This is a genomic window from Mesorhizobium sp. LHD-90 (assembly GCF_030929505.1).
Lineage (GTDB): Bacteria > Pseudomonadota > Alphaproteobacteria > Rhizobiales > Rhizobiaceae > Kumtagia.
In genome coordinates this window covers 68,369-84,528 of the sequence record NZ_JAVFVV010000012.1, presented here as the reverse complement: position 1 = coordinate 84,528, position 16,160 = coordinate 68,369, and the positions used below count along the sequence as shown (strand labels likewise).

Genomic DNA, 16,160 nt, shown 5'->3' with positions numbered 1-16,160 from the left:
CGATCATGTCCGCCGCGTTGCTGGCGGCGACGCAGGCGCTCGCGGCCGAAACGGTTTCGCTCGTGCGGGTGTTCAAGGGAGAGCGGCGTCTGGAACTGGTCGACCACGGCACGGTGGTCAGGATTTACTCCGTGGCATTGGGCGGGAGCCCGGCCGGCCACAAACGGATGGAGGGCGACGAGCGGACACCGGAAGGGCAGTACGTGCTGGATTGGCGCAACCCAGGAAGCAGATTTTACCGGTCCATCCACGTCTCCTATCCGAACGCCGCGGACGAAGCCGCCGCCGCGGCGGCGGGCGTTTCGGCCGGTGGCATGATCATGATCCACGGCCAGCCCAACGGCTTCGGCTGGTGGAGTTGGCTTTTGCAATGGTTCGACTGGACCGACGGCTGCATCGCCGTCGACGACGCGGCGATGGCGGAGATCTGGGACATGGTTGCCGACGGGACCCCGATAGAGATCAATCCATGAGCGAAGACAAGGCGGACTGGCCTCCGGTCGACCCCTTCAGTGTTGGGCTGTGGGGTCGCTGCCCGCGCTGCGGCGAGGGGCGGATGTTCTCGGGCTTCCTGTCGGTCGCGCCGCGCTGCGGCGTGTGCCGGCTAGACTATTCCTTCGCCGATGCGGGAGACGGACCGGCGGTCTTTGTCATCCTGATCATCGGCTTCATCGTGGTCGGCCTGGCGCTTTGGATGGAGGTGACCCTCAATCCGCCGCTCTGGCTGCATTTCCTCTTATGGATTCCGCTGACGCTGGCCCTATGTCTTATGGCGCTGCGCCTCATCAAGGGCGTGCTCATCGCCCTGCAATACCGCAACAAGGCGGCGGAAGGCCGGCTCGATCACCCGGAGTGAACATGGCCGAAGCGGGTGTGCAAATGCGGGCTAAACGCACCGACAGGCCGGTACCATGGCTGCTGATGGTTCTGGCCGTGATTGCCTTCGCCGCGCTGGTGGGGCTCGGTAGCTGGCAGTTGCAGCGTATGCAATGGAAGGAAGGGCTGATCGCCACCATCCACGAGCGCATCAACTCGCTGCCCGTCGCCATCGGGTCGATGCAGGCGCGTTATGCCCGCACCGGCGACGTCGATTATTGGCCGGTGGAGCTGACGGGCACCTTCTATCACGCGGGCGAGCGGCACTTTTTCGCCACCCACGAGGGCCGCTCGGGCTTCTACATCTACACCCCCCTGCGCATGGCCTTTGGCCGCTACGTCTTCATCAATCGCGGCTTCGTCCCTTACGACCTCAAGGAGCCCCAAAGACGCCAGCAGACGCAGGTGGAGGGTGAGGTGACGATCCATGGGCTGGCACGCAATCCGCTCGGCGAAAAGCCGTCGTCGCTGGTGCCCGACAACGAACCGGCGAAGAACATCTTCTACTGGAAGGACCTCGACGCCATGGAGGCGACGGCGAACCTGCCGCTGCATTCCATGGTCATGCCGTTTTTCATCGACGCCGACGCCACGCCCAATCCGGGCGGCCTGCCGATCGGCGGGGTGACGATGATCGACCAGCCCAACAACCATCTGCAATATGCGCTCACCTGGTACGGGCTGGCGGGCGCGCTCGTCGGCGTCGTCTTCTTGTGGCTCTATGGCCGGCGCAAGCCGCGCGACGCCGCAACGCCTTGACAGGGCAGGGGTCGACCCTTCAAGTCGGCGCCGGAAACCATCATGTTCGCACCTGTCGCCAATCCCCCCCTAACAATCCGGCTCTGCCAGCCGCGCGGTTTTTGCGCGGGCGTTGACCGGGCGATCCAGATCGTCGTGCTGGCGCTGAAGAAGTATGGCGCGCCGGTCTATGTGCGCCACGAGATCGTGCACAACCGATACGTGGTCGAGGGCCTGCAGCAGCTCGGCGCCGTCTTCATCGAGGAACTGCACGAGATACCGCCGGAGCACCGCGACGCCCCGGTGGTCTTCTCCGCCCATGGCGTGCCGAAATCGGTGCCGGCGGACGCCGTGGAACGCAGCTTGTTCTACCTCGACGCGACCTGCCCGCTGGTGTCGAAGGTCCACAAGCAGGCGATGCGCCACCAGCGCCTCGGTCGGCATGTGCTTTTGATCGGCCATGCCGGGCACCCGGAGGTTATCGGCACGATGGGCCAGTTGCCGCCGGGCGCCGTTACGCTGATCGAGACCGAGGCTGACGTCGCCGCCTTCGAGCCGGCCGACCCGTCGGCTCTGGGTTTCGTCACCCAGACCACGCTGTCGGTGGAGGATACGGCGGGCCTGATCCGCGCGCTTCAGGAGCGCTTCCCTGAGCTTCACGCGGCCGCCGCCGAATCGATCTGCTACGCCACCACCAACCGCCAGGAAGCGGTGAAAGAAGCAGCACCTGGCTCCGACCTGTTCCTCGTCGTCGGCGCACCGAATTCATCCAATTCCAAACGCCTGGTCGAGGTCGCCGAGCGCGCCGGCGCAAAGATGTCGCTGCTGGTGCAGCGCGCCGCGGAAATCCCCTGGGACGAGATCGGCGGCATCGCGACGCTCGGCCTGTCGGCGGGAGCGTCCGCCCCCGAAATCATCGTCGACGAGATAATCGACGCATTTCGTGCCCGCTTCGACGTGACCGTCGATCTGGCGGTCACGGCGACCGAGCTCGAGAACTTTCCGGTGATGCGTGCCCTGCGCGACGTCGAACTGACCGCGGCCGACATGGCCTTCGTGAATGGAAACAGATAGACAATGGCCGTCTACACCGACGTTTCGGAAGGAGAACTCCAGTCCTTCCTCGCGAACTATGACGTCGGTGAGCTCCTTTCCTACAAGGGGATAGCCGAGGGGTCGGAGAACTCCAACTATCTGCTCCACACCTCGAGCGGCGCCTACATCCTGACGCTCTACGAGAAACGCGTTGAGCGCGAGGATCTGCCGTTCTTCCTCGGCCTGATGGATCATCTGGCCAAGAAAGGCATCGTCTGCCCGCTGCCGGTGCATCGCAAGGACGGCACCGTCATCGGCGAGCTCGCCGGTCGGGCTGCCGCCCTCATCACCTTCCTCGAAGGCATGTGGATGCGCCGCCCGACCGTTGCGCAGTGCCGTGAAGTCGGCAAGGCCCTCGCCGCCATGCACATCGCCGGCGCGGACTTTCCGCTGTCGCGGCCGAACGCGCTGCAAATCGACGGCTGGCGAAAACTCTGGGCCGGTTCCCGCGACCGCGCCGACGAGGTCGAGCCCGGCCTTGTCGGCGAGGTGGACAGGGATTTTGCCGAACTGGAACGCGACTGGTCGAAAAACTTGCCGTCGGGCGTCATCCATGCCGATCTCTTCCCGGACAACGTCTTCTTCCTGGGCCAGAAACTGTCGGGGCTGATCGACTTCTATTTCGCCTGCAACGATTTTTACGCCTACGATCTCGCCACCTGTCTCAACGCCTGGTGTTTCGAGAAGGATCAGTCCTACAATCTCACCAAGAGCGCGGCTCTGCTTGCCGGCTACCGCTCGGTGCGGCCGCTGGAGCCGGCCGAGATCGAGGCGCTGCCGCTTCTGGCGCGCGGCTCGGCGCTGCGTTTCATGCTGACGCGCCTTTACGACTGGCTGACCATCCCGGACGGCGCCCTGGTGCAGAAGCGCGATCCGCACGAATTCATCCGCCGCCTGCGTTTCCACAGGCAGATCCATTCCGCCGCGGAGTATGGCTTGTGATCGGAAAGCGCATCGAGATTTTCACCGACGGCGCCTGTTCGGGCAATCCGGGGCCGGGCGGATGGGGCGCCATCCTGCGCTACAACGACAGCGTCAAGGAAGTTTCGGGCGGCGAAGCCGCGACCACCAACAACCGCATGGAACTCATGGCGGCAATCGAGGCGCTCAATGCGCTGAAGGAGCCATGCACGGTCGATCTCTACACCGACAGCAACTATGTGCGCGACGGCATTTCCGGCTGGATTCACGGCTGGAAGAAGAACGGCTGGAAAACGGCGTCGAAACAGCCGGTGAAGAACGCCGAGCTGTGGCAGGCGCTCGACGAGGCCACGCGCCGGCACAAGATCGTCTGGCACTGGGTGAAGGGCCATGCCGGCCATCCGGAGAACGAGCGGGCCGACGAGCTGGCCCGGCTCGGCATGGCGCCGTTCAAGACCAAGCCGTCGCGCCTGCCGCGGACTCTGCCGTCAGCTCCTGCGAAACCGCGCCCGGCCGCTGGCGGCACCGGCGAAGCCGCAAAGCCTGCGCCGCGAAAGCCGCGACGCTCGACCCAAAGTTATTGAAGCCGGGATATTCTCAAAGCTGTTCGAGCAGCCGCGCGGCGCCCGAAGTCACCGCCTGGCCGGGCGCGTCCTCGATGTTGAGAGCCTCGACCTTGCCGTCGTTGACGATCATCGAGAACCGCTTGGAGCGCAGGCCGAGCCCGCCACCGCTGAGATCCATGTCGAGGCCGATCGACTTGACGAAATCGCCATTGCCGTCGGCCAGGAACAGGATCTTGCCTTCCGCGCCGGAAAAGCGCGCCCAGGCGGCCATGACGTGATGATCGTTGACGGCGAGCACAGCGATCGTGTCGACGCCGCGCGCCGTAATCGCGTCGTGGTTTTCGAGATAGCCGGGCAGGTGGTTGTTGCTGCAGGTCGGCGTGAAGGCGCCGGGAACCGCGAACAGCACGACCTTCTTGCCGGCGAAGACGTCGGCGGTCGTCAGCGTCTTTGCGCCGTCCGCGGTCATAACTTTGAAGCTGGCCTCGGGCAGCTTGTCGCCAACGGATATGGTCATCGTTTCCTCGGATCTGGTTTGGGGGGAAGTCCATCTCGGATTACCCGTTGGCGTGCCGTTCCGCAATCGCCGCAGCCGAGTGACCTAGAAGAATGGCAGGACGCCGCTCACGGCGCCCGCGCTGGTCACCAGCGTGTAATGAAGCCCGCCGGAGGTCGGCGGTGTTTCGGGGCGGCCCGCCGGAATGCTGAAGAAGGTGCGCCCGTCTTTTTGCCAGCGCTTCGGTTCCTCGAACGAATAGTCGCCTTCGGCGGCCAGGAACAGGTCGGCGTCCTCCGCGCCTGCGGGCAGAACCGCCTCGACCGTCAGCGTGTCAGCCTCGAAACTTGCCGCCCGCAGGCCGAATTCCGCCGTCGCCGCCGGCGGCAGCGCCTCGAATGCAGCCGACACGGCGGCCGCATCGTCCGGATTGTCCGGATCGGCCATGGTGTCGATCGCGATCTCGGCCTTTACCGGAACGCAGATCGTCTCGCACACACCGAGGAAGATGCTCGCCTTGACCGATACGGGCAGCGACGGATCGGCGACCGTGAAGCGCACCGGCAGGCTGACCGGCCGGTCGTAACCCGCCCAGGACGAGTCGCCCTCGTCATGCCGCCGCGGGGCCGGAAAGTCGAACTCTGCCGCGCTGACATTGGCGCTGCCGGCGACGTCGATGGCCGGCGGCACGCCGGCGTAGCCGGGGTCGCGCCAGTAGGTCTTCCATCCGGGGAAAAGTTCTATCTCGAGCATACCGCGCAGGACGCCGTCCGCTCCAGGGGTTCCGCTTGTCACCAGCCTTACGCGCGCGCCCTGGACATCGATCCAGGGACTGGAGGACGCCGAGGCGGCTGCCGTGGAGCCGACAAGGAGAGCAACCAGGGGGAAAAGGACGCGCCAGCATGTCATGTGTGTGATCTGACGCGCCCGCTTCAGATTTGCAATGTGGCGTCCGACGGTCCTGCTCATATTTGCGTGACAAACACCGTTGCGCCCGATGCCGCGCCGCACAAAGCGGTCTTTCAAGAGGACGAAAAAGAAGTTACCTTGAGGCATGGATCTTCTGAAGCACAAGGGCGCCTCGAAGCGCGGATTCCTCGACGGGCATTTTCTGATCGCCATGCCCGGCATGAAGGACGACCGCTTCACGCGCTCGGTGATTTATATCTGCGCCCACAGCGAGGAGGGCGCCATGGGTCTGATCATCAACCAGGCCCAGCAGATGCTGTTTCCAGACCTGCTCGTCCAACTCGGCATAATGGATGAGAAAGAAGTCATCCGCCTGCCGGATTCCGCCCGCAATTTTGTCGTGCGCAATGGCGGCCCCGTCGACCGCAGCCGCGGCTTCGTGCTCCACAGCGGCGACTACAAGGTGGAGTCCTCGCTGCCGGTGTCGCAGGACATCTGCCTGACCGCCACCATCGACATTCTGCGCGCCATTTCCAAAGGCAGGGGGCCGAGCAAGGCGCTGATGGCGCTGGGCTACTCAGGCTGGGGCGCGGGTCAGCTAGAGCGCGAGATCCAGGAGAACGGCTGGCTGACCTGTCCGGCGCTGCCGGACATGCTGTTCGACGCCGACATGGACCGCAAATACGACCGCGTCATTGCCTCGCTCGGCATCGACCTGGCGCATCTGAGCCCGGTTGCCGGTCACGCCTGAACGGCCGGATACTGCTCCTTCAGCATCCTCAGCACGGCATCGGCATGGATCGGTGCGCCGAACATGTAGCTCTGCACATATTCGCAGCCCATCTGCCTCAACTCCAGCGCGTCACGCTCGTCGGAGATACCCTCGGCGACCACCGACATGCCGAGTTCGTGCGCCATGTTGACCATGGATTTGAGCAGCACCGCGCGCTTCGGCGACGGATCGTCGAGAAAGCTCTTGTCGATCTTGATCGTGTCGAACGGGAAGCGGGTGAGATACGATAGCGACGAATAGCCGGTGCCGAAATCGTCGATGGAAAGCCCGATACCGAGCTTCTTGAGCTTGCCGAGCACATGTGCGCTCTGCTCGGGATTGTCCATCACCAGCGACTCGGTGAGTTCCAGACGAAAGCAGATCGGCTTGATGTTGGCGCGCGCCACCACTGACTTCACATCGTTTACGAGGTCGCGCCTCAGCAACTGGCGGCTGGACAGGTTGACCGCTACCGACAGGGGCGTTTCGCCGATCTGCTTCTGCCAGCCGGCAAGATCCTCCGCCGCCCGCTGCATTGCGAACAGGCCCAGTTGCACGATCAGGCCGCTGTTCTCCGCCACCGGGATGAAGTCCGAAGGCGGGATGGCGCCGCGCCGCGGATGCTCCCATCGCAGCAGCGCCTCGAAGCCGGCGACGGAGCGATCCTCCAATCGCACGATCGGCTGGTAGACCAGCGTCAGTTCCTTGCGCTCGACGGCGCGGTGCAGGTCGGATTCCAGTTGCAGCCGGTCGGTGCCGACCGAGCGGAAGGCCGGCCGGAACGGCTCGATGCGGTCCCCGCCGAAACGTTTGGCCTGCTGCATGGCAAGCTCGGCGTCCTTGACCATGTCGGTAGCGGCGCCTTGGGCCGCGGTCCAGGAGACCAGTCCGATCGAGGCGGTCAGCACGATCTCGCGCTTGGCGAAATTCACCGGCGCGCGGATCGCCTGCTTGATCGAGTCGGCGAAGGCGGCGATGCGTGCCGGGTCCTGCTCCGACAGGAGCATGAACGCGAACTGGTCGCCGGAAAACCGCGACAGCGCGTCCGACGGCTTGAGCAGGCGGTGAAGACGGCGGGCGATGGTCAGCAGGATCGTGTCGCCGGCCGAAATTCCAAGCCCGTCATTGACCTGCTTGAACCGGTCGATATCGATGACGAGCACCGTCGGCCGCACCGTCTCTTCGGTCTTGGCGACCGAAATGATCGCGTCGAGGCGGGTCAGGAACAGTTCGCGGTTGGGCAGACCGGTGAGGTTGTCGTGCACCGCGTCGTGCAGCAGCCGCTCCTCGGACTTCTTCTGCTCGGTCACGTCGACCAGCGTGCCGACGCAGCGGATCACCTCGCCGTCCGAGCCGACCACCGGTCGCGCCTTGAGCGAGAACCAGTGATAGTGGCCGTCGGCGCCGCGCAGCCGGAAATTCTGGTAGACCCGCCCGCGCCGATGCTCCAGCACCACGTCCAGCGTCGTGCGGAAACTGTCGCGGTCGTCGGCATGCAGCACCGGCAGCCAGTTGCGCGCCGGACCGCCGAGGCTGTTGGGCGGCAGGCCGAGCTGTGCGCTGACGTCGGGACGGGTGGTGACGCGGTCGCGCAGCACGTCCCAGTCCCACACCGTGTCGCCGGAACCAGCCACGGCCAGCGCCTGGCGTTCGAGGTCGCTGAACAGGCCCTGATGCAGCGCGCCGCCCGCAAACGCGTGCTGGATGACGGTGAAGCCGATCAGAAGGATGATGAGGATGAGGCCGCCGCCAAGCGCTGGCTGCACGATGTCGTTGTTGAGCACGCCGGTGATCGCCATCCACGACGCCGTCAGCCAGGCCAGCACCATCACCCAGCTCGGCACCAACATGATCGCTCGGTCGTAGCCGCGGAAGCCCAGCATGATGATCAGGCCTAGGCCCACCACGGCGGTGGCGGCGAAGGAAAGCCGCGCCGTGCCGGCCGCGACCGCCGGATCGACCACCGCCACGCCTGCGATCAGCAGCAGGCCGGCGATCCACAGCAGCGCGCCGTAGCTGAAATGCCCGTGCCAGCGGTTGAGGTTGAGATAGGCGAACAGGAAGACGACGAAGGTCGCCGCCAGCGCCACTTCGGTGCCGGCGCGCCAGATCTGCTGGTTGCCCGGCGCGATGTCGATCACCTCGTTCACGAAGCCGAAGTCGACGCAGATATAGGCAAGCACCGCCCAGGAGAGCGCCGCGGTTGCCGGGAACATCGACGTGCCCTTGACCACGAACAGGATGGTCAGGAACAGGGCCAAAAGGCCGGAGATGCCGATGACGATGCCGCGATAGAGCGTGTAGGAATTGACGGAATCCTTGTAGGCCTCCGGCGCCCATAGATAGACCTGCGGCAGGCGCGGCGACGCCAGTTCCGCGATGAAGGTCACCACTGCTCCAGGGTCGAGCGTGACCTGGAAAATGTCGGCGTCCGGGCTCACCTGCCGGTCGAGCGCGAAACCTTCGCTGGGCGTGATCGCGGCGATGCGGCTCGATCCGAGGTCGGGCCAGAACAGGCCGGAGTTCGCTAGACGGAAGTGAGGCGCGACGATCAGCCGGTCGATCTGCTGGTCGGTCGTGTTGGCGAGCGCGAACACGCCCCAGTCGCCGCTCGAGCGCGCGTCATTGGCCTCCACCTCGATGCGCCGCACGATGCCGTCGGGACCGGGCGCCGTCGACACCTGGAAATTCTGGCCCTGGTTGCGGTAGATCTGCACCGCTCCCGACAGGTCCAGCGCGACGTCGTCGCGGGCGATCTTGATCGGCTCGATCGCGTAGCCGGGCGAAACCGCAAGCAGGCCGAGCAGGAACGCGATGACCAGCGCGATCAGGGGACCTGTTCGAACAAATAAGCGCAACGTCAGTCCTTCGCGGTGGTCATGCCGGGATCGTCCGCGATCAGGGCATAGAGATAGTGGTCGTGCCAGATGCCGTTGATCCTGAGATAGGATCTGAGCAGTCCCTCGCGCCGAAATCCGGCTTTTTCAAGCACGCGTATCGAGCGCAGATTGTCGGGGATACAGGCTGCCTCGATGCGGTGCAACCGCAGCGTCCCGAAGGCGTGGCGGGCGACGAGGCGCAGGGCCTCGGGCATGTAACCCATGCCAGCATAGCGTTCGCCGATCCAGTAGCCGATCTGCCCGGTCTGGGCGACGCCGTAGCGGATGTTGCCGACGGTGATGCCGCCCATCAGCCTGCCGGAGCTGTTCTCGAAGATGAAAAAGGCCGCGCCGGTTCCCTGATTGAAATCATCGCGATAACGGGCTAGCCGCTGGCGCCAGGCCGGCCATTCGAGTTCGTCGGAGGACCACCGCGGCTCCCAGGGTTCGAGGAATCGGCGGCTTTCGGCCCTCAGCGCCGCCCATTCACGGTAGTCGCTGGCAGCCGGCATTCGCAGCGCGACGCGTTCACCTCTGAGCGACGGAAGGTCGCGGCGGAAGAACGGAAGCGCGATCATGCATCAGATCACACCGCGAGCTTCCGCAGCACGGGAGCGCTGCCGGCAAGCGAGTCGCGGATCTGGTCGTAGGAGGCGAGCGTGCCGACCGGGCCGACGCCGGTCACCGTCGGCAGGGTGGAGAACATACGCGCCGACAGGTCGGTCAGCCGCTCGACGGTGAGCGCCGACAGCCGCTCCATCAGTTCCTCCTTGGCGATCGGCCGGCCGAACAGCAGGATCTGGCGGGCGATCTGCGAGGCGCGGCTGGCGGCGCTCTCGGCCGACATAATCAGCCCGGCGCGATATTGCGCCCGCGCCCGGTCGAGTTCCGACTGGTCGATGCGTTCGCCCGCCTTCTGCAATTCCTCGATGATGACCGGTACCAGCTTGCCGATGTCGCTCAGGCCGGTCGCCGCATGGATGCCGAAGATGCCGGTGTCGGAGAAACCCCAGTGGAACGCGTAGACCGAATAGCAGAGGCCGCGCTTCTCGCGCACCTCCTGGAACAGGCGGGACGACATGCCGCCGCCGAGGATCATCGACAAGACCTGCGAGGCGTAGAAGTCGCGCACATGGTAGGCGCGGCCCTCGAAGCCGAGCACCACCTGCGCGTCCATCAGGTCGCGCTCCTCGCGGTAGTCGCCGCCGACATAGCTGGCCGCCTGCGGAATGTTGCCTTCCGCCTTGGCGCGGAAGCCGCCGAGCTTCTTTTCGACGTCGCGCACGAACGCGTCGTGCTTGATGTCGCCGGCCGCGACCACCACCATCTCCTCGGCGCTGTATTGGCGCTCCATGAAGGCGTGCAACTGTTTGGAGGAGAAGGATTGCACCGTTTCCGGCGTGCCGAGGATCGAGCGGCCGATCGTCTGGTTGCGGTAGGCGGTCTCGGTGAACCGGTCGAAGACGATGTCGTCGGGCGTGTCGTGCGCGGCGCCGATCTCCTGCAGGATGACGTTCTGCTCGCGCTCCAGCTCGTCGGGATCGAAGGTGGAATCCTGGAGGATGTCGGCCAGGATGTCGACCGCCAGCGGCACGTCCTCCGACAGCACGCGGGCATAGAAGGAGGTCGTCTCGACGCTGGTCGCGGCATTGATCTCGCCGCCGACATTCTCGATCTCGGAGGCGATCTGGAAGGCGCTGCGCCCGCTGGTGCCCTTGAACGCCATATGCTCGAGCAGGTGCGCCATGCCGTGCTCGTCGGCGCGCTCGTTGCGCGCGCCCGACTTGACCCAGATGCCTAGAGCGGTGGTTTCGATGCTTGGTAGAGTTTCGGTCGCGACTGTCAGGCCGTTCGACAGACGGCTCACCTCAACATCCATGTAGCTCAGACTCCCTGACGCGCCGCCCGTGCATGACGGCTAACATGATCTTCCACCATTTTGAGGTCGGAGGGAAGTACCGTGTACTTTTCCTCCGCATCCATCAGGCCTGAGAGCCAGGCGGGCAGGGCGGGAAGCACACCGGAGGCCGCCTCGACCGCGTCCGGGAATTTCGCCGGATGCGCGGTCCCCAGCACGATCATCGGGCCTGCGCCCGGATGTTTTGCCGCGACATGGACGGCCGTCGCCGTGTGGGGGTCGAGCAGGTAGCCGGAGCGGTCGAGCGTCGTCCTGATCGTCTCAGCGGTCTCCGCCATCGAGGCGCGTCCGGCGTCGAACTCGCCACGGATCGTCGAAAGCGTGCGCTCGCCGATCGAAAAGCCGCCGGACTGTTTCAGCCCGGCCATGTAACGGCTCACCTCGCCCGAGTCGCGCCCCGACGCCTCGTAGAGCAGGCGCTCGAAATTCGACGATACCTGGATATCCATCGATGGCGAGGTGGTGGCGACGACGCCGCGCGTCCGGTATTCGCCGGACGACAGCGTGCGGGCGAGAATGTCGTTGTCGTTGGTGGCGATCATCAGCCGGTCGATCGGCAGGCCCATCTTCCTGGCGACGTAGCCGGCGAAGATGTCGCCGAAATTGCCGGTCGGCACCGTGAACGATACGGGCCGGTCGGGCGCGCCAAGCGACAGCGCTGACGTGAAATAATAGACGATCTGGGCCATGATACGCGCCCAGTTGATCGAATTGACCCCCGACAACGACACACCGTCGCGAAAGCGGTGGTCGTTGAACATGTCCTTCACCAGCCCCTGGCAGTCGTCGAAATTGCCTTCGATAGCCAGCGCATGCACGTTCCCGGCCTTGGAGGTGGTCATCTGCCGCTGCTGCACCGGTGAGACGCGCCCGTGCGGGAACAGCACGAAGATGTCGGTGCGCTCGCGGCCGGCGAAAGCCTCGATCGCCGCGCCGCCGGTATCACCCGAAGTTGCGGCCGTGACGGTTGCGCGTTCGCCGCGTTCGGCCAGGATATGATCCATCAGCCGGGCGAGAAGCTGCATGGCCACGTCCTTGAACGCCAATGTCGGGCCATGGAACAGTTCGAGCAAGAAGGTGTCGTGCCCGGTCTGAACGATCGGACAGACCGCCTCGTGGCGGAAAGTTGAATAGGCTTCGCGCACGATCGTCTCGAAGGTGCGGCTGTCGATCTCACCGCCGAGATAGGGCGTCAGCAGCCTCATCGCGATGTCAGCATAAGGCCGGCCGCGCAGATCGCGGATTTCCTTTGCAGAGAGAACCGGCCACTCGGCGGGAACGTATAGGCCGCCGTCGCGGGCAAGTCCGGCAAGGACCGCGTCGGAAAAACCCAGTTCCGGGGCGTTGCCGCGCGTACTGACATATCTCATCGTCACCTGCTCCTGCGGCGGCCCGGCTATGGCCAGTCTGTGCAAAAACGCCAGGCTGCCGGTCGCATTTCAGCCGCGCGGTTGCTATAGAGCAACTGCTTTGCGGGTGGGAAGAGCAGCTTATGGAGTTTCGTTTGGCTGACCGTCATTTCTTGCCGGGCCTGATCCTTGCCGGCTTTATGCTGGCCGTCGCCGGCTGCCAGTCCGGCGACAGCGGCGGCGCCGTGCTGGGCGCCGAAAACAAGGATGCGCCCCCGCCCGCGAAGGAGAAGGTTCTGGAAAGCGAGTTGCGCGGCTATTGCCCGACGGTGACGCTGCGCGACGGCACCGCCTATTTCAACAGCTACGCCAAGGGCGGACAGGACGATCCGGCCAAGCTCGTCTACCAGTCGTCGATCGCCCAGGTGTCGCGAAGCTGCACTCGTTCCAACGGCATGCTCAACATCACCGTCGCGGTTGCGGGGCGTGTCGTTCCGGGGCCGGCGGTCAAGCCCGGGTCGGTCACCATGCCGATCCGCATCGCCGTCATCCAGGGCGATACGGTGATCTATTCGGAACTCCATAAATATCAGGCGAACATCGCGGACACGTCGACCGCCTCGCAGTTCGTCTTCAACGATCCGAACATCAGCCTGCCCGATCCAACTGTGCGCAACATCCGCATCTATGCCGGCTTCGACGAAGGTCCGCCGAAGAAGACGGCGTCCGCGCAATAGTGTTCCGAAGGCCAGTTCCTAAGCCTCCGACCACTCCGACAAGGCCGCCACCACCCCGCCGAAATCCGACCAGCGGTGGATGACCGTCTCCGCGCTGGCGTCGGTCAGCATGTCCGCGTGTCCTGGATAGGAATGCGCGGCACCGGTGAAACCTATCACCCGCATGCCGGCCGCCTTGGCGGCGTGGATGCCATGCACCGAATCCTCGACCACAAAGGTGTTGGCCGGATCGGCGCCATAATGCTTCGCCGCATGGACAAACACGTCCGGGGCCGGCTTCGGCTTACCGCTCGGCGTGCTCAGAGCGGAAAACACGTCGTCCTTGCCGAACGCCCGGTCGAGCCCGGTCCTTTCCAGCATGAACAGGATGCGCTCGGTGCGCGAGTTGGAGCAGGTGCACTTGCGCCCCTTCACGGACAGCACCGCCGCCAGCGCGCCGTCGATTGGCCGCACCTCGGCGCGCAGCCGCCGGTCGACCAGCACCTCCGCCTCGTCGATCAGCGAGGCCTGCAGCGGAATGTTCGCCTCCTCCTCGATGCGCAGCATGATGTCCTTGAAGGTCAGGCCCGCATAACGCTCGCTGATCTCTCCGCCGGTGATCGGAAATCCGGCCTTGGTCAAGAGGTCGGCCTCGATGCGGGCGGCGATGATCTCGGAATCGACGAGTGTGCCGTCGAAGTCGAAAATAACGAGGTCTGGCTGGGTCATAACGTCCGGAATTTTGGGGGAGGAAGGAGCGGAAGCCGCTTGCGGCTCGCTCATACACCAGCAGGAAGGCCGGAGCAAATCGTGGCGGAACGGAACCCAACGAGCAGACGGCTTCTCGAAGCGGCAAGCCGCGCGATAGCGACTGGTAATGACAATGTCATTGCGCTATCTTCGATACTTAGGAGCAAGCCATGCCGAACGCTGCCAAAAGAGAATCGCTGAACATCCGCATCAAGGCCGAGGAACGCGGCCTCATCGACCGGGCGGCGCGCGCCAAGGGCAAGAACCGCACCGACTTCATCCTGGATGCCGCTCGCGCCGCCGCCGAGGAGGCGTTGCTGGATCAGGTGATCATCGTGACAAATCCCGACGCCTACGCGGAATTCCTTGCCCGGTTGGATATGCCGCCCAAGCCGAACGAGCGTCTGCGAAGAACGATGCGGACGCCCGCGCCCTGGGACAAGGCGTGACCGTATCCGCTCCGGAGCCTCTATCCGCCGATCATTTCGTCGACGCCTTCGACTGCGGCGTGGAAAGCCTCGACAACTGGCTGAAACGTCGCGCCCTCAAAAATCAGATGTCCGGCGCATCCCGGACCTACGTAGCTTGCGACGGCATCCAGGTCAAAGCCTACTACGCGCTGGCGTCGAACGGCATCGCCACGAATTCTGCGTCGGGGCGTTTTCGGCGCAATATGCCCGAGCCTATCCCGGTGGTCGTCCTGGGGCGCCTTGCGGTGGACCGCTCGCTTCACGGGCAGGGTTTTGGCCGCGCACTTGTACGAGATGCCGGATTGCGCGCTCTCCAGGCCGCGGACGTGATCGGAATTCGCGGAATCATCGTCCACGCGCTGAGCGATGAAGCCAGGCAGTTTTACCAGCGTGTCGGCTTCGAGCCGTCGCCGCTGGATCCCATGACCTTGATGATCACCCTTGCCGATTTGCAGGCGAGTATCTGACTGGTTTTCGACCCTGGTCGCTGCGCTTCATTAAATATTTACGCGAAACGGTAACCATAACGGCGGGTAAACAGTCACGCGTATTCGGGTAACAGCATGCAGGCGTTGCAGTCATTTGCCGCTCCCTCCGTCGATGGGGAGGGAGTGTCTTGGCGGGATACGATCATCAGGGGCGACTGCGTGGCGGCGCTGGAAAGGCTGCCGGAAAAATCCGTCGACGTGATCTTCGCCGACCCGCCCTACAATCTCCAGCTCAACGGCGATTTGCACCGGCCCGACCAGTCCAAGGTCGACGCGGTGGACGACCATTGGGACCGGTTCGAGAATTTCGCCGCCTACGACGCCTTCACCCGCGCCTGGCTGCTGGCCGCCCGCCGCGTGCTGAAGCCCAGCGGCACCATCTGGGTGATCGGCTCCTATCACAACATCTTTCGCGTCGGCGCGATCATGCAGGATCTCGGCTACTGGATCCTCAACGACATCGTCTGGCGAAAAACCAATCCGATGCCGAACTTCCGCGGACGCCGTTTCCAGAATGCCCACGAGACGATGATCTGGGCGTCGCGCGATGCGAATGCCAAAGGCTACACCTTCAACTACGACGCATTGAAGGCCGCCAATGACGATGTGCAGATGCGCTCCGACTGGCTGTTCCCGATCTGCACGGGCAGCGAACGGCTGAAGGACGACAATGGCGAAAAGCTGCATCCGACGCAGAAGCCGGAGGCGTTGCTGGCGCGGATCATGCTGTCTTCGACGAAACCGGGAGACGTGGTGCTCGACCCGTTCTTCGGCTCGGGCACGACGGGAGCGGTGGCAAAACGCCTGGGCCGCCATTTCGTCGGCGTCGAACGCGAGCAGTCTTACATCGACGCCGCGCGACAGCGCATAGACGCCGTGGTGCCGATGCCGTCGGTAGACCTGTCGATCATGACAGGCAAGCGCGCCGAGCCGCGTGTCGCCTTCGTCAGCCTGATCGACGCCGGCATCGTGCGTCCCGGAACTTTCCTCTATGACGTGCGAAAACGCTGGGTGGCAAAAGTGCGCGCCGACGGCACGCTCGCGGCCGGCGACCGCGTCGGCTCGATCCATCGCGTCGGCGCACAGGTTCAGGGGCTCGACGCCTGCAATGGCTGGACCTTCTGGCACTATGAGCGCAATGGCGGGCTCACGGCCATCGACGAACTGCGCCGCATCGCCCGCCTGGGCATGGAGCGGGCAGGGGCGTGACGAGCTAT

At 64.6% G+C, this 16,160-nt stretch carries 18 protein-coding genes; 11 read left to right on the top strand and 7 right to left on the bottom strand.

Features of this window, described 5'->3' with window-relative positions; all coding sequences use genetic code 11:
- Positions 1-5: 5 nt before the first annotated feature.
- Genes RB623_RS18080 through rnhA form a run of 6 tightly spaced genes read left to right on the top strand, consistent with a single transcriptional unit; the run spans position 6 to position 4,214 of the window.
- Entirely contained in the window at positions 6-473 is a 468-nt protein-coding gene (locus RB623_RS18080) for a L,D-transpeptidase family protein (RefSeq protein ID WP_308058445.1), read from the top strand.
- Complete coding sequence (locus tag RB623_RS18075; protein ID WP_308058306.1) at positions 470-856, top strand: DUF983 domain-containing protein; 387 nt, start codon at positions 470-472, stop codon at positions 854-856. Before RB623_RS18080 ends, RB623_RS18075 begins: the two co-directional genes overlap by 4 nt.
- A gap of 2 nt (positions 857-858) precedes the next feature.
- Complete coding sequence (locus RB623_RS18070) at positions 859-1,635, top strand: SURF1 family protein (protein ID WP_308058305.1); 777 nt, start codon at positions 859-861, stop codon at positions 1,633-1,635.
- Between the two features lie 42 nt (positions 1,636-1,677).
- Positions 1,678-2,688 carry a 4-hydroxy-3-methylbut-2-enyl diphosphate reductase gene (gene ispH, locus RB623_RS18065; protein ID WP_308058304.1) on the top strand — a complete coding sequence of 337 codons (1,011 nt, stop codon included), beginning with the start codon at positions 1,678-1,680 and terminating at the stop codon, positions 2,686-2,688.
- A 3-nt stretch (positions 2,689-2,691) separates the two neighbouring features.
- The gene (locus RB623_RS18060) at positions 2,692-3,651 is read left to right on the top strand and encodes a homoserine kinase (RefSeq protein ID WP_308058303.1); all 960 of its coding nucleotides are present in this window, start codon (positions 2,692-2,694) and stop codon (positions 3,649-3,651) included.
- Entirely contained in the window at positions 3,651-4,214 is a 564-nt protein-coding gene (rnhA, locus tag RB623_RS18055; protein WP_308058444.1) for a ribonuclease HI, read from the top strand. Before RB623_RS18060 ends, rnhA begins: the two co-directional genes overlap by 1 nt.
- Before the next feature lie 13 nt (positions 4,215-4,227).
- On the opposite strand, the gene RB623_RS18050 is transcribed toward rnhA, so the two are convergent.
- Both RB623_RS18050 and RB623_RS18045 read right to left on the bottom strand, forming a co-directional pair.
- Positions 4,228-4,713 (bottom strand): peroxiredoxin, encoded by a 486-nt coding sequence (locus RB623_RS18050; RefSeq protein WP_308058302.1) that lies wholly within the window; start codon positions 4,711-4,713, stop codon positions 4,228-4,230.
- An 84-nt stretch (positions 4,714-4,797) separates the two neighbouring features.
- Positions 4,798-5,445, bottom strand: coding sequence for a protein-disulfide reductase DsbD domain-containing protein (locus RB623_RS18045; RefSeq protein WP_308058301.1), 648 nt, complete (start codon positions 5,443-5,445; stop codon positions 4,798-4,800).
- A 301-nt stretch (positions 5,446-5,746) separates the two neighbouring features.
- Between RB623_RS18045 and RB623_RS18040 the strand changes: the two genes are divergently transcribed.
- A complete protein-coding gene (locus RB623_RS18040; protein ID WP_308058300.1) occupies positions 5,747-6,352 on the top strand; it encodes a YqgE/AlgH family protein in 606 nt (201 codons plus the stop codon).
- Here the strand turns inward: RB623_RS18040 and RB623_RS18035 are convergent.
- The 4 genes from RB623_RS18035 to thrC are packed head-to-tail and all read right to left on the bottom strand — an operon-like array spanning position 6,343 to position 12,540.
- Positions 6,343-9,231, bottom strand: coding sequence for an EAL domain-containing protein (locus tag RB623_RS18035; RefSeq protein ID WP_308058299.1), 2,889 nt, complete (start codon positions 9,229-9,231; stop codon positions 6,343-6,345). The genes RB623_RS18040 and RB623_RS18035 overlap by 10 nt on opposite strands.
- Before the next feature lie 2 nt (positions 9,232-9,233).
- Positions 9,234-9,830 carry a GNAT family protein gene (locus RB623_RS18030; protein ID WP_308058298.1) on the bottom strand — a complete coding sequence of 199 codons (597 nt, stop codon included), beginning with the start codon at positions 9,828-9,830 and terminating at the stop codon, positions 9,234-9,236.
- An 8-nt stretch (positions 9,831-9,838) separates the two neighbouring features.
- Entirely contained in the window at positions 9,839-11,131 is a 1,293-nt protein-coding gene (locus RB623_RS18025; protein ID WP_308058297.1) for a pitrilysin family protein, read from the bottom strand.
- 5 nt (positions 11,132-11,136) lie between these two features.
- Positions 11,137-12,540 carry a threonine synthase gene (thrC, locus tag RB623_RS18020; RefSeq protein WP_308058296.1) on the bottom strand — a complete coding sequence of 468 codons (1,404 nt, stop codon included), beginning with the start codon at positions 12,538-12,540 and terminating at the stop codon, positions 11,137-11,139.
- A 134-nt stretch (positions 12,541-12,674) separates the two neighbouring features.
- Here thrC and RB623_RS18015 point away from each other — a divergent pair, with 134 nt between their 5' ends.
- A complete protein-coding gene (locus tag RB623_RS18015; RefSeq protein ID WP_308058295.1) occupies positions 12,675-13,256 on the top strand; it encodes a hypothetical protein in 582 nt (193 codons plus the stop codon).
- Between the two features lie 18 nt (positions 13,257-13,274).
- On the opposite strand, the gene RB623_RS18010 is transcribed toward RB623_RS18015, so the two are convergent.
- On the bottom strand, positions 13,275-13,964 hold the full coding sequence (locus RB623_RS18010) for an HAD family phosphatase (protein ID WP_308058294.1): 690 nt from the start codon (positions 13,962-13,964) through the stop codon (positions 13,275-13,277).
- Positions 13,965-14,155: 191 nt separating this feature from the next.
- On the opposite strand from RB623_RS18010, the gene RB623_RS18005 reads away from it, so the two are divergent.
- The 3 genes from RB623_RS18005 to RB623_RS17995 all read left to right on the top strand — a co-directional run bounded on the left by RB623_RS18005 (position 14,156) and on the right by RB623_RS17995 (position 16,152).
- On the top strand, positions 14,156-14,434 hold the full coding sequence (locus tag RB623_RS18005; protein WP_308058293.1) for a DUF1778 domain-containing protein: 279 nt from the start codon (positions 14,156-14,158) through the stop codon (positions 14,432-14,434).
- Positions 14,431-14,922 (top strand): GNAT family N-acetyltransferase, encoded by a 492-nt coding sequence (locus tag RB623_RS18000; RefSeq protein ID WP_308058292.1) that lies wholly within the window; start codon positions 14,431-14,433, stop codon positions 14,920-14,922. Before RB623_RS18005 ends, RB623_RS18000 begins: the two co-directional genes overlap by 4 nt.
- A gap of 96 nt (positions 14,923-15,018) precedes the next feature.
- Complete coding sequence (locus RB623_RS17995) at positions 15,019-16,152, top strand: site-specific DNA-methyltransferase (RefSeq protein WP_374121696.1); 1,134 nt, start codon at positions 15,019-15,021, stop codon at positions 16,150-16,152.
- The last annotated feature ends 8 nt before the right edge of the window (positions 16,153-16,160 follow it).